This window comes from Streptomyces siamensis, from assembly GCF_039543605.1.
Classification (GTDB): domain Bacteria; phylum Actinomycetota; class Actinomycetes; order Streptomycetales; family Streptomycetaceae; genus Streptomyces; species Streptomyces siamensis.
In genome coordinates, this window is record NZ_BAABKB010000046.1 from 60,233 (window position 1) to 81,155 (window position 20,923).

General features: G+C 70.9%; 17 protein-coding genes. 8 read left to right on the forward strand and 9 right to left on the reverse strand.

Going from position 1 to position 20,923, the window contains the following annotated elements:
• Positions 1 to 60: 60 nt before the first annotated feature.
• The gene (locus ABEB03_RS41890; protein WP_345658308.1) at positions 61 to 1,191 is read left to right on the forward strand and encodes a dipeptidase; all 1,131 of its coding nucleotides are present in this window, start codon (positions 61 to 63) and stop codon (positions 1,189 to 1,191) included.
• Between the two features lie 22 nt (positions 1,192 to 1,213).
• Here the strand turns inward: ABEB03_RS41890 and ABEB03_RS41895 are convergent, their stop codons facing one another.
• The gene (locus ABEB03_RS41895; protein WP_345658309.1) at positions 1,214 to 1,573 is read right to left on the reverse strand and encodes a VOC family protein; all 360 of its coding nucleotides are present in this window, start codon (positions 1,571 to 1,573) and stop codon (positions 1,214 to 1,216) included.
• 134 nt (positions 1,574 to 1,707) lie between these two features.
• Between ABEB03_RS41895 and ABEB03_RS41900 the strand changes: the two genes are divergently transcribed.
• Complete coding sequence (locus ABEB03_RS41900) at positions 1,708 to 2,208, forward strand: CGNR zinc finger domain-containing protein (protein WP_345658310.1); 501 nt, start codon at positions 1,708 to 1,710, stop codon at positions 2,206 to 2,208.
• A 152-nt stretch (positions 2,209 to 2,360) separates the two neighbouring features.
• Here ABEB03_RS41900 and ABEB03_RS41905 read toward each other — a convergent pair whose 3' ends face one another.
• A complete protein-coding gene (locus ABEB03_RS41905) occupies positions 2,361 to 3,704 on the reverse strand; it encodes a UDP-glucose dehydrogenase family protein (RefSeq protein WP_345658311.1) in 1,344 nt (447 codons plus the stop codon).
• Between the two features lie 188 nt (positions 3,705 to 3,892).
• Between ABEB03_RS41905 and ABEB03_RS41910 the strand changes: the two genes are divergently transcribed.
• Positions 3,893 to 5,050, forward strand: coding sequence for an acyl-CoA dehydrogenase family protein (locus ABEB03_RS41910; RefSeq protein ID WP_345658312.1), 1,158 nt, complete (start codon positions 3,893 to 3,895; stop codon positions 5,048 to 5,050).
• 198 nt (positions 5,051 to 5,248) lie between these two features.
• On the forward strand, positions 5,249 to 5,617 hold the full coding sequence (locus ABEB03_RS41915) for a four-helix bundle copper-binding protein (protein WP_345658313.1): 369 nt from the start codon (positions 5,249 to 5,251) through the stop codon (positions 5,615 to 5,617).
• Positions 5,618 to 5,753: 136 nt separating this feature from the next.
• Here ABEB03_RS41915 and ABEB03_RS41920 read toward each other — a convergent pair whose 3' ends face one another.
• Entirely contained in the window at positions 5,754 to 7,028 is a 1,275-nt protein-coding gene (locus ABEB03_RS41920) for an LCP family protein (RefSeq protein ID WP_345658314.1), read from the reverse strand.
• 120 nt (positions 7,029 to 7,148) lie between these two features.
• On the opposite strand from ABEB03_RS41920, the gene ABEB03_RS41925 reads away from it, so the two are divergent.
• A complete protein-coding gene (locus ABEB03_RS41925; RefSeq protein WP_345658315.1) occupies positions 7,149 to 7,697 on the forward strand; it encodes an acyl-CoA thioesterase in 549 nt (182 codons plus the stop codon).
• Between the two features lie 84 nt (positions 7,698 to 7,781).
• On the opposite strand, the gene ABEB03_RS41930 is transcribed toward ABEB03_RS41925, so the two are convergent.
• A complete protein-coding gene (locus ABEB03_RS41930) occupies positions 7,782 to 9,269 on the reverse strand; it encodes an LCP family protein (protein ID WP_459115358.1) in 1,488 nt (495 codons plus the stop codon).
• A gap of 128 nt (positions 9,270 to 9,397) precedes the next feature.
• On the opposite strand from ABEB03_RS41930, the gene ABEB03_RS41935 reads away from it, so the two are divergent.
• Entirely contained in the window at positions 9,398 to 10,462 is a 1,065-nt protein-coding gene (locus tag ABEB03_RS41935; RefSeq protein ID WP_345658317.1) for a glycosyltransferase family 2 protein, read from the forward strand.
• 76 nt (positions 10,463 to 10,538) lie between these two features.
• On the opposite strand, the gene ABEB03_RS41940 is transcribed toward ABEB03_RS41935, so the two are convergent.
• The 4 genes from ABEB03_RS41940 to ABEB03_RS41955 all read right to left on the reverse strand — a co-directional run bounded on the left by ABEB03_RS41940 (position 10,539) and on the right by ABEB03_RS41955 (position 16,671).
• Complete coding sequence (locus ABEB03_RS41940; RefSeq protein WP_345658318.1) at positions 10,539 to 12,239, reverse strand: LCP family protein; 1,701 nt, start codon at positions 12,237 to 12,239, stop codon at positions 10,539 to 10,541.
• Positions 12,240 to 12,404: 165 nt separating this feature from the next.
• Positions 12,405 to 14,156 (reverse strand): LCP family protein, encoded by a 1,752-nt coding sequence (locus ABEB03_RS41945; protein ID WP_345658319.1) that lies wholly within the window; start codon positions 14,154 to 14,156, stop codon positions 12,405 to 12,407.
• A 245-nt stretch (positions 14,157 to 14,401) separates the two neighbouring features.
• Positions 14,402 to 15,730, reverse strand: a complete 1,329-nt coding sequence (locus ABEB03_RS41950) for an LCP family protein (RefSeq protein WP_425589377.1) — start codon at positions 15,728 to 15,730, stop codon at positions 14,402 to 14,404.
• A 185-nt stretch (positions 15,731 to 15,915) separates the two neighbouring features.
• Positions 15,916 to 16,671, reverse strand: a complete 756-nt coding sequence (locus ABEB03_RS41955) for a TIGR03089 family protein (RefSeq protein ID WP_345658320.1) — start codon at positions 16,669 to 16,671, stop codon at positions 15,916 to 15,918.
• Positions 16,672 to 16,801: 130 nt separating this feature from the next.
• Here ABEB03_RS41955 and ABEB03_RS41960 point away from each other — a divergent pair, with 130 nt between their 5' ends.
• Together ABEB03_RS41960 and manB are read left to right on the forward strand one after the other, a co-directional pair.
• Complete coding sequence (locus ABEB03_RS41960; RefSeq protein ID WP_345658321.1) at positions 16,802 to 18,181, forward strand: peptidoglycan recognition protein family protein; 1,380 nt, start codon at positions 16,802 to 16,804, stop codon at positions 18,179 to 18,181.
• A gap of 191 nt (positions 18,182 to 18,372) precedes the next feature.
• Positions 18,373 to 19,455 carry a mannose-1-phosphate guanylyltransferase gene (gene manB / locus ABEB03_RS41965; RefSeq protein ID WP_345658322.1) on the forward strand — a complete coding sequence of 361 codons (1,083 nt, stop codon included), beginning with the start codon at positions 18,373 to 18,375 and terminating at the stop codon, positions 19,453 to 19,455.
• A 453-nt stretch (positions 19,456 to 19,908) separates the two neighbouring features.
• On the opposite strand, the gene ABEB03_RS41970 is transcribed toward manB, so the two are convergent.
• Positions 19,909 to 20,910 carry a DNA-3-methyladenine glycosylase family protein gene (locus ABEB03_RS41970; protein ID WP_345658323.1) on the reverse strand — a complete coding sequence of 334 codons (1,002 nt, stop codon included), beginning with the start codon at positions 20,908 to 20,910 and terminating at the stop codon, positions 19,909 to 19,911.
• Between the last annotated feature and the right edge of the window lie 13 nt (positions 20,911 to 20,923).

The window sequence follows — 20,923 nt, forward strand, 5'->3', positions numbered from 1 at the left end:
CCCCGGGCTCCGTGCAACGGTGACGGTACTGCGATCACCGTCCACCCAGCGGAGGCCGTCATGGCAGAACTGCAGGACGAACTGCACCTCACCTCCGAGGTGGGCGAGCTCGACCCGCCGGCCGTCTGGCCGGAGTCGGAGCCGGCGCTCCTCGGAACGCCCGGGCCGGCCGGCACGGCGGGGGGCGACCCGCTGGAGCGGGCCCACGCCTTCCTCGCCGCCCACCCCGTCGCCGACGGCTACAGCGGTCTGCCCTGGGTGCTGCGACACCTTCCCTGGTACGACCTGGAACTCGGCGAGACCTCCGTGGACACCGACGTGCCCCGGATGCGGGCGGGGCACGTCGGTGCCGTGTTCTGTTCGCTGCACCTGCCGGAGGGGCTCGCCGGGGACCGCGCCGTGGGCGCGACCCTGGAGCAGCTGGACCTGGTGAAGGCGGTGGTGCGGGCGCATCCCGAGGGCCTGCGCATGACGTACAGCGCCTCCGGTCTGACCGACGCCCGCAACTGCGGCCGTGTCGCCGTCGTGCTCGGACCCGCCGGAGCTGGCGCGCTAGGCGATTCGCTCGGCATCCTGCGCGCGCTGCACACCCTCGGCCTGCGGGTGCTCACGCTCGCCGGCGCCTCCTGGGCGAGCGAGGCGGGTCTGACCCGGTTCGGCGAGGAGGTGCTGCGGGAGATGAACCGGCTCGGCGTGCTGGCCGACCTCTCCGGCACCTCGGACGCCACGACCGGCCGTGCTCTGGCGGTCTCCAAGGCCCCGGTGGTCTTCACCCGTTCCGCGGCCCGCGCGCTGCGGCCCCACCCGGTCAACCTGCCGGACGACGTCCTCATCGAGCTGGGCGCCGCCAAGGGCCTGTGCCTCGTCCCGCTGACGGCCGAACAGGCGGGGCCGTCCGTGCGTGACGTCGCCGACCACCTCGACCACATCCGCGTCCTCGCGGGCGCGGAGTGCGTCGGCCTTTCGGGGACGTACGACTCGGGGGCCGCCCATCCGCAGGACCTGTCCGACGCGTCCTGCTATCCACGGCTGATCGCGGAGCTGATCTCCCGCGGCTGGTCCGCGTCCGACCTCGCCCTGCTCACCTGGGGGAACGTCCAGCGGGTGCTGCGCAGCGCGGACTTCACGGCCCGCGCCGCCCAGCAGCGCCGCGAGCCGTCCTCGGCGAGGATCGCGGAACTGGACGGCTGACGCCTTCCCCGCCGGGGCCCGGTCAGCAGGCGCAGAGGCAGAACGGGTGTCCGGCCGGGTCGGCGTACACGCGCCAGGTGCGCGAACGGTCCTCCGCGTCGAGCGGAGTCGCGCCGAGCGCCAGCACGCCCTTCTCGGCCGCGTCCAGGTCCTCCACGGCCAGGTCGAGGTGGAACTGCTGCGAGGCGTCGGGCGCGGGCCACTTCGGCGGTACGTGTCCGGGCGCGGCCTGGAACGCCAGCGCCCGTCCGCCGGGCGCCTCCAGGTCGATCCAGTCGCCTTCGCCCTGGACCGTGCCGCCCAGCACCTCGGCGTAGAACCCGGCGAGCGTGCGGGGGTCGGGACAGTCCAGGACGACGGCGCCCAGCTTGGCGAGAGCCATTGACTTCCTCCCAGGGGGATCGGTTGCTCGTGGACCGCCGAGGGGTGTGTTACCTGTAGAACGCCTCAAGCGGTAACGACGGTTACTGGATACTCCCGCATTGGAGGTAACGTCGCAAGCATGAGGACGCGACGATGAGTGAGAGGGCGCCCGCGCCCGGAGGGCTGGCCCTCGTGGAGGCGCTGGTGAACACCGTGGACCTGGGGTCGGGCGCCGATCTGCTCGACACGGCCGACGGACGTGCCGCGTTCGGCGTCACGGAGCGGGACGTGGCCGGCGCGCGGGAGCTGCGCGAGTCGCTGCGGGCCGTGTGTCTGGCGCACGCCGGACACCCGCCGCACCGCGCGGTGACGCCTCTGGGCGAACTGCTGGCGCGGGCGCCGCTGTACGTGGCGGTCGACGAACGGGACGGCTCGGCCGCCCTCGCCCCGGCCGACGCGGGGCCGCTGCTGTCCCGCGTGGCGGCGGCGGTGGGGGAGGCGCTCACCGAGGGCACCTGGCTCCGCCTCAAGGCCTGCGAACTGCCCGAGTGCCACTTCGCGTACTACGACCGCAGCCCCGCCGGCCGTGGGCGCTGGTGCTCGATGTCGGTGTGCGGGGCGCGCGCGAAGATGCGGCGGTACCGCGCCAAGTAGCCCGCCGCGGCGGCGAGTCGGGCGGTCGCCGCTCGGGGGACGGCGAAGTGGTGCAGAATGCGACTGACGCCGGTCCGGCCGACTGAGCCTCGGCCGGACCGGCGTCACCCCTTCTCCGGCCCGCCGTCCTCCGGCGCGCCGCTCCGGCTGTCTCAGGCGGTCGGGCGGCCCATCGCCCGGTACGTCCACCCGGCACGGCGCCACACCTCGGGGTCGAGCGCGTTGCGCCCGTCCAGCAGCACCCGGGCCGCGACGGCCTCGCCGAGCTCCGCCGGGTCCAGGTCGCGGAACTCGCGCCATTCCGTCAGGTGCAGCACGACGTCGGCGCCACGCACGGCCTCGACGGCGGTGTCGGCGTACCCCAGCGTCGGGAAGAGGCGCCGCGCGTTCTCCATGCCCTTCGGGTCGTAGACGGTGACCTGGCCGCCCTGGAGGTGGATCTGCCCGGCGACGTTCAGGGCGGGCGAGTCGCGCACGTCGTCCGAGTCCGGCTTGAAGGTCGCGCCGAGCACGGCGACCCGCTTGCCGAGGAAGGAACCGCCGCCCAGCGCCTCCCGGGCCATCTCGACCATCTGCCCGCGGCGCCGCATGTTGATGGAGTCGATCTCGCGCAGGAAGGTCAGCGCCTGGTCGGCACCCAGCTCGCCGGCCCGTGCCATGAAGGCGCGGATGTCCTTGGGCAGGCAGCCGCCGCCGAAGCCGATCCCCGCCCGCAGGAACTTCTTCCCGATCCGCTCGTCGTGCCCGATCGCCTCGGCCAGCCTGGCGACGTCGCCGCCGGCGGCCTCGCAGACCTCGGCCATGGCGTTGATGAAGGAGATCTTGGTGGCGAGGAAGGAGTTCGCGGACGTCTTCACCAACTCGGCCGTCGGGAAGTCGGTCACCACGAACGGCGAGCCCTCGGCGACCGGCGTCGTGTACACCTCGCGCAGCAGCTTCTCCGCCCGGTCGCTGCGCACGCCCACCACGATCCGGTCGGGGTGCAGCGTGTCCTGCACCGCGAAGCCCTCCCGCAGGAACTCCGGGTTCCAGGCGAGCTCGGCGTCCTCGCCGGCCGGCGCGAGCTCCGCGAGCCGGGCGGCCAGCCGGTCCGCCGAGCCGACGGGCACCGTGGACTTGCCGACGACGAGGGCCGGGCCGTGCAGGTGCGGCGCGAGCGACTCGAAGGCCGCGTCGACGTACGACATGTCACAGGCGTACTCGCCGTGCTTCTGAGGCGTGTTCACACAGACGAAGTGGACGTCGCCGAACTCCCCGACCTCGGCCCAGTCCATCGTGAACCGCAGCCGTCCGGTGGACCCCTCGATGCCCGCGACGTGCTTGCGCAGCAGCTCCTCGAGCCCCGGCTCGTACATCGGGACCTCGCCCCGCTGGAGCATCTCGATCTTCTCGGGCACCACGTCGAGCCCGAGGACCTCGAAACCGAGCTCGGCCATGGCCGCGGCGTGCGTGGCGCCGAGATAGCCGGTTCCGATCACGGTGATCTTGAGGGCCATGGGTGCTCCTGGAGTGTGCGGCGTAGGTGCGCGCCCGAGCATAGTCGGGGCTTGGGAGGGCGCTTTCACGGGCACTTTCCCCCTGTCGCCAAGCTCACGTATCACTCGCGTGGGCGGAGCTCTAAAATTTGGGTTACTTAACGGTAGTTAGCGCCACCATCACAGCGTCCCTTGGAGCGTGAGAGACCTTGGCCGGATCGGCTGATTTCGACCTGTACCGCCCGTCCGAGGAGCACGACATGCTCCGGGACGCGATCCGTTCGCTGGCCGAGGCGAAGATCGCGCCGTTCGCCGCAGCGGTGGACGAGGAGGCCCGTTTCCCGCAGGAGGCGCTCGACGCCCTGGTCGCGAACGACCTGCACGCCGTGCACGTCCCGGAGGAGTACGGCGGCGCCGGCGCCGACGCGCTCGCCACGGTCATCGTGATCGAGGAGGTGGCCCGCGTCTGCGCGAGCTCCTCGCTGATCCCCGCGGTGAACAAGCTCGGCTCGCTGCCCGTCATCATCTCCGGCTCCGAGGAGCTGAAGAAGAAGTACATGGCGCCGCTCGCCAAGGGCGAGGGCATGTTCTCGTACTGCCTCTCCGAGCCCGACGCGGGTTCGGACGCGGCCGGCATGAAGACGAAGGCCGTCCGCGACGGCGACTTCTACGTCCTCAACGGCGTGAAGCGCTGGATCACCAACGCGGGCGTCTCCGAGTACTACACGGTCATGGCGGTGACCGACCCGACGAAGCGCTCGAAGGGCATCTCCGCGTTCGTCGTCGAGAAGTCCGACGAGGGTGTCTCCTTCGGCGCCCCGGAGAAGAAGCTCGGCATCAAGGGCAGCCCGACGCGCGAGGTCTACCTGGACAACGTGCGCATCCCCGCCGACCGCATGATCGGCGAGGAGGGCACCGGCTTCGCCACCGCGATGAAGACGCTGGACCACACCCGCATCACGATCGCGGCGCAGGCCCTCGGCATCGCGCAGGGCGCCCTCGACTACGCCAAGGGCTACGTCCAGGAGCGCAAGCAGTTCGGCAAGCCGATCGCCGACTTCCAGGGCATCCAGTTCATGCTGGCCGACATGGCCATGAAGATCTCGGCCGCCCGCGCCCTCACCTACCAGGCCGCCGCGGCCTCCGAGCGCGGCGACGCCGACCTCACCTACCTGGGTGCGGCCGCCAAGTGCTTCGCCTCGGACGTCGCCATGGAGGTCACCACGGACGCCGTCCAGCTGCTCGGCGGCTACGGCTACACCCGTGACTACCCGGTCGAGCGCATGATGCGCGACGCCAAGATCACCCAGATCTACGAGGGCACCAACCAGGTCCAGCGCATCGTGATGGCCCGCAACCTTCCGTAGCGCGAGGCCGTCGCCGACAGCCGGACGGCGTATCGCCGACGAAAGCCCCCGGATGCTTCCGGGGGCTTTCGCCGTCCCGCGGGCGCGGCATGCGGGGCGGACCGTTCGCGTCCGCCCGATGGCGCGAGGTGTCCACCGGGCGTACCACGGTAGGGAACGGGGCCCGCCCCGGGCCCCATCACGCCCAGGAGCAGAGCCATGACCATGAACCAGCCCGGAACGATGACGGCCATGAGCAAGGAGATGCAGGACTGCGTGCAGGCCTGCATGGCCTGCCACGGCATCTGCGAGGAGACCATGAGCTCCTGCATGCAGATGGGCGGCCAGGCCCAGATGCAGATCATGCGCGCGCTCATGGACTGCTCCGAGATGACCCGGATGTGCGCGGACATGATGATGCGCCGCTCGCCCATGTCGGCCGAGATGTGCGCGATGTGCGCCAAGGCGTGCGAGATGTGCGCCGAGGCGTGTATGGCCATGCCGGACGACCCGCAGATGATGCGCTGCGCCGAGTCCTGTCGCCGCTGCGCGCAGATGTGCCGCAGCATGGCGGGCGCCACGATGTGACCTCGCCCGTCCACCCGGTCACTCACCCCGGCCCCGCGGGGCCGTAGGGACCCCGGACACGGCTGGGCCCCGCCGAACGGATCGGCGGGGCCCGGTGGCGTGTCGGTGCCTGTGCGAGCAGCGGCCGGGGACCGGCTCAGTTCCCCGAGACCGTGACCTTCTCGTCGTTCTTCAGCTCGTTCACCAGCGTCTTCACCTTCGCCTTGTCCCAGACGAGGTTGCCGTTCGCCGAGCCGGAGATCGGCATGTTCATGGACTTGCCGTCACCGCCGGTGACGCCCTTCATCGCCCAGAACATGTCGGCCAGGTCCCACAGGCTCATGTCCTTGTCGACGGTGAGGCTGTCGAGGCCCGCGCTCATGGTCGGGTACAGCTTGAACGGGTTCAGGACCGTCGACGGTGTCGCGACCTGGTGGGCCAGGGCCGACAGGAACTTCTGCTGGTTCTTCGTACGCTCCAGGTCCGACGCCGCGAAGGCGTGCCGGGTGCGGACGAAGGCGAGGGCCTGCTCGCCGTTGAGGGTCTGCTTGCCCGCCTGGAAGTCGGCGCCGGAGTACTTGTCCTTGAAGCCCTTGTCGAGGTTCATCTCGACACCGCCGACCGCGTCGACGATGTTCGCGAAGCCCGCGAAGCCGATCTCCACGTAGTGGTCGATGTGCAGGCCGGTGTTGTACTCGACGGTGCGGACGAGCAGCTCCGGGCCGTCCTCCGCGTACGCGGCGTTCAGCTTCGTCTGCCGGCCGGTGCCCTGGTAGGTCTTGCCGGAGTCGGAGCCCTTGTAGGTCGGTATCTCCACGTTGGAGTCGCGCGGCAGGGAGACCAGCGTGGACCCGTTGTCACCGGTGTGCAGGATCATCATCGAGTCCGTGCGCTTGCCCTCGGCGGACCCGGTGTGCAGCTTCTTCTTCTGCTCCGAGGTCATGCCGGCGCGGCTGTCGGAGCCGACGATCAGGTAGTTCGTGCCCTCGCCGGCCTCGGGCCGGTCGATGACCTTCGAGAGATCCACGTCACGGTGGAGCTTGGAGTCGGCCCAGAAGTACGTGCCGACGGAGACCACGATCAGCAGCGTGACCAGCGTGATCGCGGTCCACTTGATCCGGCGTCGCCAGTTCGGCGCGGGCCTGCCGGGCCCGCCCGGGCCGGGGCCCTGCGGGCCGCCGGGGCTCCCGTAGACCTGGCCCGAGTTGTAGCCGGAGTCATAGCCGTCGTCGTGACGGCCTCCGTCGTACCCGTCGTCGTACCCCTGCCCGTCGACATACGTCGGCTGCTGGGGCACACCGTAGGACGGGGCGGCGGGGCCGCGCCGGACCTGCCGCATGACGCGGGCGCTCTCGGGCTGAGCGCCTGCGCTGCCGCGTCCGTAGCGGTTGCCGCGGTTCTCGTCGGACCACGCGTCGGGCCAATCGTTCATGCGGACCAGTGTGCAGGGCCGCACGGTGTGTCTTACAAGAGACGGGGGAGATCTGGGTCACGCCTGTTGCAGAGCTGATGCAAAGCAACCCCTTGCGTGGCGCGGCATAAGGTGGACGCCATGACGAACCAGGCCGCCAACCCGGAATCCGATATTCCGGGCAAGCCGACATCCGCGTCGCGGACCACCCTCAGCCACATCATGACCCACAACGACACCAACCTTCTGGGAACGGTGCACGGTGGCGTGATCATGAAGCTCGTCGACGACGCGGCGGGCGCGGTGGCCGGGCGGCACTCCGGCGGGCCCGCCGTCACCGCCTCCATGGACGAGATGGCCTTCCTGGAGCCCGTCCGCGTGGGTGACCTCGTCCATGTGAAGGCTCAGGTGAACTGGACCGGTCGTACCTCGATGGAGGTGGGCGTCCGCGTCCTCGCCGAGCGTTGGAACGAGTCCACGCCACCCCAGCAGGTCGGCTCGGCCTATCTCGTGTTCGCCGCCGTCGACGCGGACGGCAAGCCGCGGCGGGTGCCCCCGGTGCTCCCGGAGACCGAGCGCGACGAGCGGCGCTACCAGGAGGCGCAGATCCGCCGCACCCACCGGCTCGCCCGCCGCCGGGCGATCATGGAGCTCCGTGAGAAGCGGGCCGCCGAGGGCCTCGGCGACTGACCGTCCCCACTCTTCCTACGGAGCCGGCCGCCCTGCGGTCTGCTCTCCGGCCCGCCGGATCCGGGACGGCGCCGCGCGCAGGGGTCACGGACACACCACCTGGTCGCCCGTCGTCGCCCCGAACTCGCCCTGGTACGGATCGTCCGCCCGCACTCGCTTCACCTTCTCGAAGTCCGACCCGGCGGTCACCTTCAGCACCGCGCCCTGCCCCTTGACCTCGCGCAGCTCGGCACCGGGCAGCGCGGCCGCCAGCGACTTCGCCGAGCGGTCCCAGCGAGGGTCGTAGGAGACGACGGTGCGCCGGGCGGTCCGGTCCGCGGCGTTGGTGGGCCGGCGTGTGGTGCGGAACCCGGTGGACGCGAGCGCGCTGTCGACGCGCTTGCCGAGGCCCGCCGTGCCCGTCCCGTTCTCCACCTGGACCTGGATCTGCTGAGGCGACACGTCGACCCGCCGTGCCTCGGACCGGTGCGGCCGGGGCGCCGCGAGCGGCTTGTCGTCGCGCAGCGCCGTGAACAGCTTCCGCGACTTCGCGCCGTCCCACTTCAGCGTCGAGCCGATGCCCTTGACGACGTATCCCATCTGCCCGATCGGCACGGTGGTGAACTCGGACGAAGAGGGGGAGAAGTTGCGCATGGCCCGGCCGAGGTCGAGCAGCTCGTCCGTGCCGAAGCCCTTGTCCGCGCGGACCGAGCCGAGCACGGCCCGGGTCACGTCGCGGAACTTCATCGGATTCATCAGCACCCCGGACGACGTGGTCTGCTCGACCAGCGCCGCCAGGAAGCGCTGCTGGCGCTGCATCCGGCCCAGGTCCGACGCTCCGTCGACATGGCGGGACCGTACGTACTGGAGCGCCTGTCCGCCGTTCAGCAGGTGCGAGCCCGCCGCCAGGTCGAGACCCGTGTACGAGTCCTTCAGCGGCTGCGTGGTGCAGACCCGGACGCCGCCCAGCACGTCCACCGTCTTCATGAAGCTGGTGAAGTCGACCTCCAGATAGTGGTCGATCTTCACGTGGGTCATGTTCTCGACCGTGCGCACGGTCAGGTTCGGGCCGCCCTCCGCGTACGCCGCGTTGAGCTTGAGCGGGTGCGGCCCGTGCCGCTTGCCGGTGGTCTCGTCGGTGTGCTCCGGCGTCTCGGCGTAGGAGTCGCGCGGCAGGCTGACCACGCTGGCCCGCTCCCGGTCCTCCGAGATGTGCACGATCATGATCGTGTCCGTGCAGTGGCACGGCGCGCCGCCGAGCCGGTACGTGCGCCGCTCCGACTCGGTGATCTTGTCCCGGCCGTCGGTGCCGACCAGCAGCACGTTCATGCCGTGGCCCGCCTCGGGCCGGTTCTTCATGTCCCGGAAGGGGTCGACCCGGGCGATGTCCTCGTCCAGGCTGGTGACCACCGCGTGCCCGATGCCCGCCGAGGCGAGGAGCACCACGGACAGGGTCGTCGCCATCCGCATGGCCCAGCGCGGCTTCCTGCGCCGCACCGGGGGCCGTCCGGAGGACCGCACGTCCGGCCTACGCGCGCGGGGCGGCTGCGGGTGGCGCTGCGGGCGGGCGGGGGAGCGGCGCGGCGTGGGCAAGGGGGACACCTCCGGCAGGCCCTGGGCGTGGGGATCCGTGAGCACCGTAGGCCGATACGATCTGCGGCCCGCGCCTTAGGCCGGGCGGCGCGCGCCCGTGTCCCCCATTCGCGGTAACGTGACGTCCGATGAGCGAGAAGTCTGACGTGCGGTCCCCCGCCGTTTCTGTGATCATGCCCGTCCTCAACGAGGAGCGGCATCTGCGCGGGGCCGTCCAAGCGATCCTGGCGCAGCAGTACGACGGCGAGATGGAGGTCGTGATCGCCCTCGGTCCCTCCACGGACCGGACGGACGAGATCGCCGCCGAGCTGGTGCGCGACGATCCGCGGGTGCACACCGTGCCGAACCCGACCGGTCGTACCCCCGCCGCCCTGAACGCCGCGATCAAGGCGTCACGGCACCCCGTCGTGGTGCGCGTCGACGGCCACGGCATCCTGTCGCAGAACTACATAGCGACCGCCGTGCGCCTCCTGGAGGAGACCGGCGCGCAGAACGTCGGCGGCATCATGCACGCCGAGGGCGAGAACGACTGGGAGCACGCGGTCGCCGCCGCGATGACCTCGAAGATCGGTGTCGGGAACGCCGCCTTCCACACGGGCGGCGACGCCGCTCCCGCCGAGACCGTGTATCTCGGCGTCTTCCGGCGTGAGGCGCTGGAGCAGCAGGGCGGCTACAACGAGGAGTTCATCCGCGCCCAGGACTGGGAGCTGAACTTCCGGATCCGGGAGGCGGGCGGCCTCATCTGGTTCTCGCCCGAGCTGCGCGTGTCCTACCGGCCGCGGCCCTCCGTGAAGGCGCTCGCCAAGCAGTACAAGGACTACGGGCGCTGGCGGCACGTCGTCGCGCGCTACCACGAGGGCTCCATCAACCTGCGCTACCTCGCGCCGCCGACCGCGGTGTGCGCCATAGCGGCGGGCCTGGTCGTGGGCGCGGCACTGACCCCCTGGGGCCTCGTCGTCCCCGCCGGCTATCTCGCGGCCATCACGCTCGGCTCGCTGCCGGCCGGCAAGGGCCTCCCGCTGAAGGCCCGGGCGCAGATCCCCGTCGCCCTCGCCACCATGCACATGTCGTGGGGCTGGGGCTTCCTCACCAGCCCGAAGGCGCTGGCCAAGAAGGTCATCGCGTCCCGTCGCCCGGCGGTGCTCGGCGCCGTGGCCAAGTCCTCCGCCGAACAGTCCGCCGGCTCCGACTGAGCCTGCGCGAAAGCGAGTCGGGCCCCTCTCGGTTGCGAGAGGGGCCCGACTCGTAGGGGACCGTGCGACCGCGCCGCTACCAGCTGTAGGCGGGATCGACGTGCATGCAGGCCTCCGTGTCCGACCCCTTGTCGAGCTTCGCCGAGGACGGCATCGAGTCGTCGTCCTTCGGGGCCTTGTAGGTCGAACCGTCCCGCCAGTCCGCCCCGACGACCAGCGTGACCCCGGAGACGTCCGCGGACTTCTCCACCGCCTTCGACGGGACGCCGAGGGCCTTGGCGAGGCGCAGGGCGTCACCCTCCAGGTCGGCGCTCGGGAAGCGGATCAGCGTGGTCTCCTCGGCGGTCGCCGTCGTCCGGTCGGCGGTCGTCTGCGTGAACCCCTTGCCGACGAGCAGTCCGGCCACCGTGCTCGCCCGCCCGCCGACCGGCGCCAGCGTGGCGGTGCGGGTGCCGTTCTGCACCTGCACCGCGATCTGGTCGTCTGCCGCGGCCGGGTCCTTCGACGTCCGCTCCTTGGCCTTCTTCTTCCCGGCGCCGTCCAGCGGGATGTCCTCGCGCAGCAGCCGCCAGACCTTGTCCGCGTCGTTGGCCTTGGGCAGCACACGGACGTTGCCGGGGGCGTACACCCACGGCATGGTCGTCATGTTGATGCGGCCGGTCGGGACCTTCTTCAGCTCCTTGCTGAGGTCGTAGAGCTTGGTCACCGTGCCCAGGCCGTTGTCGACGGTCAGAGCCTTGGTGGCGGTCTCCGCGAGGTCCTTCAGCTTGCCCGGGTTGTTCAGCGTGGCGTTCTCGCGCAGCTGGCGCACCATCGAGTTCATGTACTGGTGCTGCGCCTTGGTGCGGGCGATGTCCGTGCCGTCCTCGAAGCCGTACCGCGTGCGCAGCCACTGGAGGGCCTGCTTGCCCTTGACGGACGTGGTGCCCTTCTTCAGCTTCAGCCCGGAGCCGTGGCCGTTGGAGGTGTGCGAGTAGATGCTGGCGTCCACGCAGACGGGGACGCCGCCGATCGCGTCGGCCATCGAGACCACGCCCGAGAAGTCGACCATGATGAAGTGGTCGATGTGGATGTCGGTCAGCTTCTCCCACGTGGCGACCGTGCAGCCGGGACCCCCGCGGCCCAGGGAGTCGTTCGTCATCGTGAGTGACGTGCTCGCGGGATACGTCTTGTCGGTGTCGGGATCGGTGCACTCGGGGATCTGCAGCAGCGTGTCGCGGGGCATGCTCACGACCGACATGTTGGTGCGGTCCGCCGACAGGTGCAGCAGCATCTGGACGTCGGCGCGCGGCGCCGAGTTGAAGGTGTCCTTCGCCCCGCCGAGCTTCTGGTCCTCTTTGGAGTTCCGGCCGTCCGAACCGATCAAGAGGATGTTCAGCGGCGTCTGGCCCGCCGCGTTCGGCTTGGACTTGGCGGCGCGGTCCTTCTCGTCGCCGATGTTGAGGTCGTCCTTCTTGATGTTGCCGTTCAGGTGCCGGTAGTAGAGGTAACCGGCGCCGGCCGTGCCGAGTATCAGCAGCGCCAGGACCGTCGCCGACCAGCGCAGTATGCGGCGTCGGCGTCGCGGGCGCCCCCCGCCCCCGTGCCGGCGGCCGCCACCGCCGCCGTGTCTGCCCTGCGTCCGCGGTGCCCTGTCGTCGGCCGTACGACTCCCCTTGTCGCCGGCCGGCTGAACGCGCTCGCCGTTCTCCTCGTACAGACTGTCGTCCCAGCCGGGTTCGCCGGCTCGCCGGACGCGTGGTCGTGTTCCCTCCCCACGCACACTGCTCTGCGCCATCTCCCTGCCCCTCCCCACCCTGCGCCTGACAAACGGGTCCGTCCCGTGCCCGTCCGGACGTTCCCCCTGTCCCACCGGGCACTTCCCGGGCCCGGCGGGGCACTTCTCACGTCCGGTCGCACACGTCTCGCGTCCTGTTAGACGCTTGACGGACCCGTTAGGTCATCAGCTGGCGCACACCGTCTTGTCCGCGGTGGACTTGTCCACCTCGGGCGCCTTCGTCGGAGCCGTCATCGGCACCCCGGCACCCTTGAAGTCCTTGCCCAGGGTCAGCACGATCGCGGGCAGACCCTGTGAGTTCTTCTCGCTCTTGCCCGGCTTCATCGCGGAAGCGGGCAACCCCATGAGATCCGCCAGTTTGCGTGCCTGGTCGGCCTGGTCGGGAGAGTACTCCAGGGTCGTCCTGCTCAGTGTTTCACCTGCGTTTCCGAGCTGGCTGGCCTTGAGCACGCCCTTATCATTCTGCAGCCAGTTAAGAGTTTCCTGTGCGGAGCCGGCGGCGGCACCGCCGTTGTAGATGTCGACGCGGATGTCGGCGGCGGCGGACCGGGAGCCCTTGAGACGGGCGGCCACCGAGGCCTTCTCCTTCTTCTGCTTCTGCTTCACCGCGGTGAACGACACGTCGTTCTTGATGGCGTCGAAGACCTCGGGACCCGTCGTCGGGTTCACGATCACCGTCTTGTGGACGACACCGTCGGCGGGGTTGTCGAGCACCGGCACCGTGGTGAACGTGATGTTCTTCGTCGGCACCTTCTTCAGCTCCAGTGCCATGTCCTTGAGCGTGCTCACCTTGCCGATGCCGGTGTCCACGGTCAGCGCCTTGGTGGCGGCCTCGGCCAGCTTGACCAGCTTGGTGGGGCTGGTGAGGGTGTCGCTGGAGCTCATCTTGCGCATCAGGGAGCCCAGGAACTGCTGCTGCACCTTGATGCGGTCCAGGTCGCCCTGGTTGCCGAAGCTGTGCCGGGTGCGCACGAAGGCCAGCGCCTGCTCGCCCTGGATCTTGTGCTCGCCCTTGGGGAGCTTGAGGTGCGAGTCGGGGTCGTTGACGTCCTTGGCCAGGCACACGTCGACGCCGCCGACCGCGGTGGTCAGCGTCTTCACCGCGTTGAAGTCGGCCATCATGAAGTGGTCGACGGTGATGCCGGTGACCGCCTTGACCGTGTCCATCGTGCAGCCCGGGTTGCGCCCGGACTGTCCGAGGCTCGTGTTGAAGCGGACGTCGTCGGTGCCCTGGATGATCTTCTCGGTGCCGTCCGGCTGCTTGGACTTGCACTCCGGGACGTCGACGATGAGGTCGCGCGGAATGCTCATCGCGGTCGCGTTCGTCCGGTCCTTGGAGACGTGCAGCAGGATGTTGGTGTCGGCGTGACCGACGCTGTTCTTGTCGCCGTAGCCCTCGTTGCCCTTACCGGTGCGCTTGTCCGTACCGATGATCAGGATGTTGAAGGCGTCGTCCTTGCTGAAGCCGCTCTTGCCCGAGCTGCCGATGTCCGTCGTGTTGACGTTGCCCTCGAGGTGCTTGAGGTAGGCGTAGGCGGCGGCCGAGACACCCACCAGCACGAAGGCCATGGTGCCGCCGGTCCACAGCAGTATCTTCTTCGCCTTCGACTTCTTCGGCTTGCGCTGCGTGCGTGAACGCCGGCGGCCCGGAGCGGGCTCCGGGGGCTCCGCACGCCGCCGCCGCGGGCCGGGCACGTCGGTGCCCGGCGCCTCACGGGACCGGCCCGGCGCCTCACGGTCACGCCCCGGTGCGGTGCGGGAGCGCGCTCCCGAAGGAGATCCCCTCCGCGGCCGGGGCACTCCCGACTGCGGTGCGGAAGGGCTCAGTCGCAGTTCGTATTCGCCGGTGTTCGGGTTGAGTACCCACTGGTCTGCGGGGTCGATGTTGTCCGCCCGCCCACGGCCTTGCGCGTCCACGGTTGTCTGAATCCTCCGTCGGGGCCACGCGGCGCCTTCCCCCCTCAAAAGGCGCTCGGGTCTGGTCAAGCAGTGCGCGACCCCCAGGACGGACCTCGTGGCCGGGTGCACCGGATCGCTCACACTATCCGCCCAGTTCAGCGTGGAGCGACGGCCGTGACAAATTCAACTTCCCTACAAGCGGGCAATCCGCCCTATTTCTCAGAGACTTCTTAGCGCAACAGTTCCCCGGCTTGGTGTGCGCTTTACCCGCAGGCGTCCTCCGCCGCGGTGTTCCCCCGGAAAGTCGGCACGGGTTTCGGGCTGCCGGTGGAGTCGCCCGCCGGGATTCCCGGCGACTTGTCGTCGCCGTCCGACTCCGCATTGTCATCGGACGCGGGGCAGGAGCAGGAGGTTTGGGACGAAGTGGTCTTCACGCCCTTTTTCCCTGCAAGTTGGGCGGAGTCCTCGGGCAGGTCCTTCGAGACCTCCACGGGGGTGTCCGAGCGCAGCCGGCTGAAGAGCTCCCGCGCCGCGGGCTGCACGAGTTGGTCGCGATTGGCGTTGCCGGAGTACGACGTCCGCGGCACCGTCAGGAACTGCATGTGTTCCGTGGGGATGTTGCGCATGCCCCGGACCAGGTCGTACAGCCCCCGCAGGCTCGCGAGGTCGGGGTCCGTCGTGAGCGACGAGGTGGCCGCGTCGAGGACGGGGTAAAGCTTCGCGGGATTGAGCAGGACGTCATTGCTGCGCACCTTGTTGACGAGCGCGCCGAGGAAGCGCTGCTGACGGTCCATGCGGTCGGTGTCGCTGCCGTTGCCGATGCTCTTGCGGGCGCGCACGTATCCGAGGGCCTGTTCGCCGTCGAGCTCGACCTTGCCGGCGGGCAGCTTCAGCTTGGCGTCCTTGTCGGTGATGGGGTCCTTCAGGCACACCTCGACGCCGTCGACGGCGTCGACCATGTCCTTGAAGCCGTGGAAGTCGATGACCATGTGGTGGTCGATGCGGATGTCCGTGAGCTTCTCGACGGTGCGGATCGTGCACGCCGAACCGCCCACCTCGAAGGCGTAGTTGAACATCGCGAACATGGGCTGGGTGCGGGTGCCGTCAGGTCGCCGGCAGCTCGGCACGTCCACCATCAGGTCGCGGGGCAGCGAGACCGCCGTCGCGCTGCGCCGGTCCGCCGCGAGATGCAGCAGGATCGTGGTGTCCGACCGCTCGGTCCCGGAGTCCCGGCCGTATTTCCCGTTCCCGTCGCCCGAGCGCGAGTCCGAACCGATCAGCAGGATGTTCTGAGCGTCCCGCACCAGCGCGGTGGGCCGCTCCTTCTCGTACCGGGCGAGCTCGGCGGCGGCGGCCTCGTCCGGGGTGATGTTCGCGTTCAGCTTCTCGTACGCCGCCCAGCCCGCCCCGACGGCGCCGAGCACCACGACGGCGACGCCGATCGCCGTGCAGCGCAGCCAGCGCCGCCGGCGGCGTATGACACCGGTCCCGGTGGGCGACGCGCCCAGCCCCGGTCCTGCTCCGCGTCCGGTGGGCGACCCCTCCGGATCCTGCCCCTCCGGTCCGGAGGGCGTCCCTGCGCTGTCGTTCACGGCTGGGTCCACCCCTCAGGCGTGCGAGCGTGTCGAGTCATGGCGTACGAACGTGTCGAGCGTCGTGTTCGAACTGCTCCTACGACCATGTCCCGGCCCGGGGGGCGGGGGGTCCCGCTGATAGGCCGAATGGGGGACGCGCCCAGGCGTGCGGCGGCCGGCGCCCGCCCCTCGCCGGGGTGTCCTCAGCGCGCGGTCGCCGTCACCCGTTCACTCTCGATCCGCTTGGCCAGCGCGTCCTCGCCGAGCTGCTCCAGATGGCGGCACAGCACCACGGAGCCGCCGGTCGACAGCGCCGCGTACAGCCCGGCGCTGAGGCCCTCCCAGGTGTCGTACGGCAGTGCCGACAGGATCCGGGAGCCGGGCCCCGTCAGGTCGAGCCCCGGGGCGTCGGCTCGGGCCCGCTCGACGACCTCGGCACCCGTGTACTCGGCCCCGGCGACGATCAGCGCGGGCTCCTCCGGGTCCACCGGCGCGTACGGCTGGAAGCGGTCGCCCTGGGTGGGCACCTCCACGGCGTAGTCGGCGTACCCGGCGGGCGGGATCGGGAAGCGGCGGCCCAGCGGTGCGAGCGAGAGGGCGATGCGATCGCCGGAGCAGGCCAGCCCCGCCTCGAACCGTCCCGGTCCGGCGACGACGTGGTCGGCCGCGGCCGGGTCGCCCGCCACGTCCGCGATGACGCCCACGGACGAGCAGGCGAGCAGCCACACGGCCGTCTGCCAGTGGGCCGGCAGCAGCAGCGCGACCCGGTCGCCGGGCGCGGCGGACAGCTCGTCCTGGAGCAGATTGGCGGTCTTGGCCACCCAATTGGCGAAGGTGGCCACGGACAGTTCGACACGTTCGCCCGTGGCGTCGTCGTAGAAGGTCACCAGGGGGCGCGCGGGGTCCGCGGCGAGCGCGGATCGCAGCAGGTCGGCGGGGGTGCGGTCGGTGGCGTTCACGCGCGCAAGCGTACGCGGGGGCTGCGCGTCGGGCGGCCCTGCCGCTTCACCGGTTCGGGGGAGCGTGGGTCCGACGGCCCGTCACATCACCGATGGACAGATATATATGACTTTGTCCAGGATCAAGGGCATGCGTGGATTCCTTGCTTCCTCGGTCGGCGTCACATGCGCGGCCGCACTCGCCCTTCCGCTCGCCCTGCCCACCCCGGCACAGGCCGGGCCGTCGGCGGGGACGTCCGAGGCCGCCGTACCCGGCAGCACCCGGTCCCTCCCGCTCGTGCCGCTCACCGGCACCCGCTCCGCCGCTCACGCGCAGGGGCTCACCCGTCGCGACGTACGCCCGTTCTCGCTGGTCGGCGTCATCTGGGACGACCCGAGCAGTGAGCTGCACGGCCGTGTCCAGGTACGCACCCGTGCCACCGGCACGGGTCACTGGTCCGGCTGGCAGGACGTCGAGACGCACAACACGCACGGCCCCGATCCGGACACCGCCGAGGGTGAGTCGGCACGGATGCACGGCTCCACGGCGCCGTTGTGGGTGGGTGACTCGGACGGCGTCGAGGTGCGTGTCGAGGCCCAGAGCGACGACCGGACGACGACCCCCGGGGAGTCCCCGCTCCCCAAGGGCCTGCACCTCGAACTCGTCGACCCCGGCGCCGGCCCCGCGGACGGGGTCCAGGACGGCCTGCGCGCGGGAGCGAACACGCTCGGCGAACCGGCCCCCGACGCTCCCGAGGACGACTCGATCGCCCGCACCGGCCTGCAGTCGGGGGAGAGCTTCGCCACGTCCGTCGCCAACGCCGACGTCGCGCCGCTGGGCGCCACCGAGATCCCCGCGCTCTCCAAGAGCCGGACCGAACTCGAGTACAGCGCCGCGCACCCGGACGAGCAGCGCGCGAAGCCGTACGTCGGTGCCCGCCCGCACATCGTCACCCGGCGCGGCTGGGGCGCCGACGAGAGCCTGCGCGAGAGCGGCTTCGTCTACACCAAGAAGGTCAAGGCGGCCTTCGTGCACCACACGGCGTCCGGCAACAACTACAGCTGCTCCCAAGCCCCTTCGGTCATCCGCAGTATCTACCGCTACCACGTCAAGAGCAGTGGCTGGCGGGACATCGGCTACAACTTCCTCGTCGACAAGTGCGGAAACATCTACGAGGGCCGGGCCGGGGGCGTGACGAAGGCCGTCATGGGCGCGCACACTCTCGGGTTCAACAGCAACAGCATGGGCATCGCCGTGATCGGCAGTTTCGACAGCTCCAAGCCGCCCGCCGCCGCGGTCACCGGCATCGCGAAGCTGACGGCGTGGAAGCTCGGCCTCTTCGGAGCCAATCCGCGTGGCAAGACATACCTGAAGTCGGGTGGTGGCAATCTCTACCGAAAAGGAAAGAACGTACGACTGAACGTGATCTCCGGCCATCGTGACGGGTTCGCCACGGACTGCCCCGGACAGAAGCTCTACGGCAAGCTCGGCTCGGCCAGAAAGGCGGCGGCCCGTTACCAGGGGCGGTAAGCATTCTTGAGGAGCCGCGACGACCCCGGGACGGCCCAGGGGGCAGCACCGGGCGCGGCAGAGGTCACCTGACGTCGTACCGGGCCATCGAAGGTCACCGCACCGCCATCGAAGGCGCCATCCAACGGTCTGCATACACTGGCCGGCCGAAACACAGTTCGGCCGGTCCCGGCAGGAAGCAGAGACGACAGGTGACAGAAGCGATCCTCCTGGTCGGCGGCAAAGGCACCCGGCTGCGGCCGCTCACGGTGCACACCCCCAAGCCGATGGTTCCGGCGGCCGGGGTCCCCTTCCTCACACACCAGCTGGCGCGGGCGAGAGCGGCCGGTGTCGACCACATCGTCCTGGCCACCTCCTACCTGGCCGAGGTGTTCGAGCCGTACTTCGGCGACGGTTCGGCGCTGGGTCTCCACATCGAATACGTCACGGAGGTCGAGCCGCTCGGTACGGGCGGCGCCATCCGCAACGTCGCCTCGCGCCTCCACTCGGCCCCCGGCGACCCGGTGCTGATCTTCAACGGCGACATCCTCACCGGCCTGGACATCTCCGCCCTGGTGCGCACGCACGAGACGACCGGCGCGGACGTCTCCCTGCACCTGACGCGGGTGACCGACCCGCGGGCGTACGGCCTGGTCCCCACGGACGCCACCGGCCGCGTCACCGCCTTCCTCGAGAAGCCCCAGACGCCCGAGGAGATCGTCACCGACCAGGTCAACGCGGGGGCGTACGTCTTCCGCCGCTCGGTCATCGACACGATCCCGGAGGGCCGGCCCGTCTCCGTGGAACGCGAGACGTTCCCCGAGCTCCTGGCCACCGGCGCCCACCTCCAGGGCATGGTGGACTCCACGTACTGGCTCGACCTGGGCACCCCGCAGGCCTTCGTGCGCGGCTCGGCGGACCTCGTCCTCGGCCGCGCCCCGTCCCCGGCCGTCCCCGGCCGCTGCGGCGACCGCCTGGTCCTGCCGACGGCCACGGTCGCCCCCGACGCCAAACTCACCGGCGGGACGGTGGTCGGCGCCGACGCGTACATCGGCGAGGGGGCCCGGATCACGGGCAGCACGATCCTGTCCGGCGCCGTCGTCGAGCCCGGCGCGATCATCACCGACTCCCTCGTCGGAGCCCGCGCCCGCATCGGCGAACGCACCGTCCTCACCGACGCCGTCATCGGCGACGGCGCGGTGGTGGGCCCCGACAACGAACTCCGCCAGGGCGTACGCGTCTGGTGCGACGCCCACATCCCCGCGTCCTCGCTCCGCTTCTCCTCGGACCAGTAGCCCCCGCACCCTCAAGGGGCCGAGCCCGGACTCGGCCCCACCGGGGCGACCATCAGGGGTGCACTCCCGCGGAGTGAAGCGGGGCTGACAATCAGCCCCTCCGGCGGAGTGAAGCGGGGGGGCGACAATCAGCCCTCTGGCGGAGTGAAGCAGGGGGCAACAATCAGCCCCTCCGGCGTTTGAGGAGCGGGGGTCCAGGGGGCAGAGCCCCCAGGCGGGGTACGGGGCGGAGCCCCGGAACAAGGGACGGGCAGGGGCGGAGGGGGCGAAAACCGCCCCGAGCCGCAGCCACGGCCCTGGACGGGAGAGCCCCGCCGGACCGGAGAGCCCAGGGACGGGAGAGCCCGCCGGACCGGAGAGTCCCCGGACGGGAGAGCCCGCCGGACCAGGGAGTCCCCGGACGGGAGAGCCCGCCGGACGAGCGCCCCCCACCGGCCGCGACCCCCGCGCGAACTAGAGCCGCCCGATGTCCCACTTGGGCATCTTCGGCACGCGCCGCGCCGGCACCCGCCCCGACAACAGAATGAACCGAGCGGCCCGATGCCGCTGCCCCGCGTACGGTTCGAGCAGCGACAGCATCACCGCATCGTCCGCATCCCGGTCCCCGGCCAGCGCGTACCCCACGATGCCCGGCAGATGAAGATCCCCCACGGTCACGGAGTCCGCCGCGCCATGACTGCGCTGCACGACCTCCGCGGAGGTCCACGGCCCGATCCCGGACACCAGCTCCAGCCGCTCCTGCGCGCGCACCGGCTCGAAGGACACCGCCTCCTCCAGCCGCGCCGCGACCCGCACGGCCCGCAGGATCGTCGAGGCCCTCTTGTTGTCCACCCCGGCGCGATGCCATTCCCAGGAGGGGATCAACGCCCAGGTCCGCGGCGCGGGCATGACGTACATCCGCTCCGGCGCGGGCCCCGGCGCCGGTTCCCCGTACTTGCGTACGAGCAGCCGCCAGGCCCGGTACGCCTCGTCGGTGGTGACCTTCTGTTCGAGCACGGACGGGATCAGCGACTCCATCACGAGTCCCGTGCGCGTCAGCCGCAGTCCCGGCCGCCGGTGCCGGGTGTGGGCGAGCAGCCGGTGTCGTGGTTCGAACGCGTCGGGGTCGTCGGAGGCGCCGAGCAGGTCGGGGAGCCGGTCGAGCAGCCATTCGGCCCCCGGCCCCCACGCCTCGCCCCGCGCCACCGTGCCACGCAGGGAGACCCGGAGCGTCCCCGGCCCGGCGGGTGTGAGAGTGGCCCGCCACACGGAGCCGTCGGGCGTCGCCCGGAACGTCGGATCGGCGGGCCCGCGCCGCAGCGGCCCGAGCACGAGCCCGAGGTCGAGCGGTCCGGGCGGCGCCCAGGTCCGGCTGCGCACGGGCCCGGCGGTCTGCCGGGGCATGCCGTGGGGTACGCCGACGTGTCCGCCGCGCACCGTCGTACGCGTCGGCCGAGGGGTGAAACGTCCAGCCACGGATGAGGTCCTA

Excerpts from the sequence above, each read along its gene's own strand:
- ABEB03_RS41920 (WP_345658314.1), bottom strand. The coding sequence starts at position 7,028 with ATGAACGATTGGCCCGACGCGTGGTCCGACGAGAACCGCGGCAACCGC.
- ABEB03_RS41925 (WP_345658315.1), top strand. The coding sequence starts at position 7,149 with ATGACGAACCAGGCCGCCAACCCGGAATCCGATATTCCGGGCAAGCCG.
- ABEB03_RS41905 (WP_345658311.1), bottom strand. The coding sequence starts at position 3,704 with ATGGCCCTCAAGATCACCGTGATCGGAACCGGCTATCTCGGCGCCACG.
- ABEB03_RS41900 (WP_345658310.1), top strand. The coding sequence starts at position 1,708 with ATGAGTGAGAGGGCGCCCGCGCCCGGAGGGCTGGCCCTCGTGGAGGCG.
- ABEB03_RS41890 (WP_345658308.1), top strand. The coding sequence starts at position 61 with ATGGCAGAACTGCAGGACGAACTGCACCTCACCTCCGAGGTGGGCGAG.
- ABEB03_RS41935 (WP_345658317.1), top strand. The coding sequence starts at position 9,398 with ATGAGCGAGAAGTCTGACGTGCGGTCCCCCGCCGTTTCTGTGATCATG.
- ABEB03_RS41940 (WP_345658318.1), bottom strand. The coding sequence starts at position 12,239 with ATGGCGCAGAGCAGTGTGCGTGGGGAGGGAACACGACCACGCGTCCGG.
- ABEB03_RS41915 (WP_345658313.1), top strand. The coding sequence starts at position 5,249 with ATGACCATGAACCAGCCCGGAACGATGACGGCCATGAGCAAGGAGATG.
- ABEB03_RS41895 (WP_345658309.1), bottom strand. The coding sequence starts at position 1,573 with ATGGCTCTCGCCAAGCTGGGCGCCGTCGTCCTGGACTGTCCCGACCCC.
- ABEB03_RS41960 (WP_345658321.1), top strand. The coding sequence starts at position 16,802 with ATGCGTGGATTCCTTGCTTCCTCGGTCGGCGTCACATGCGCGGCCGCA.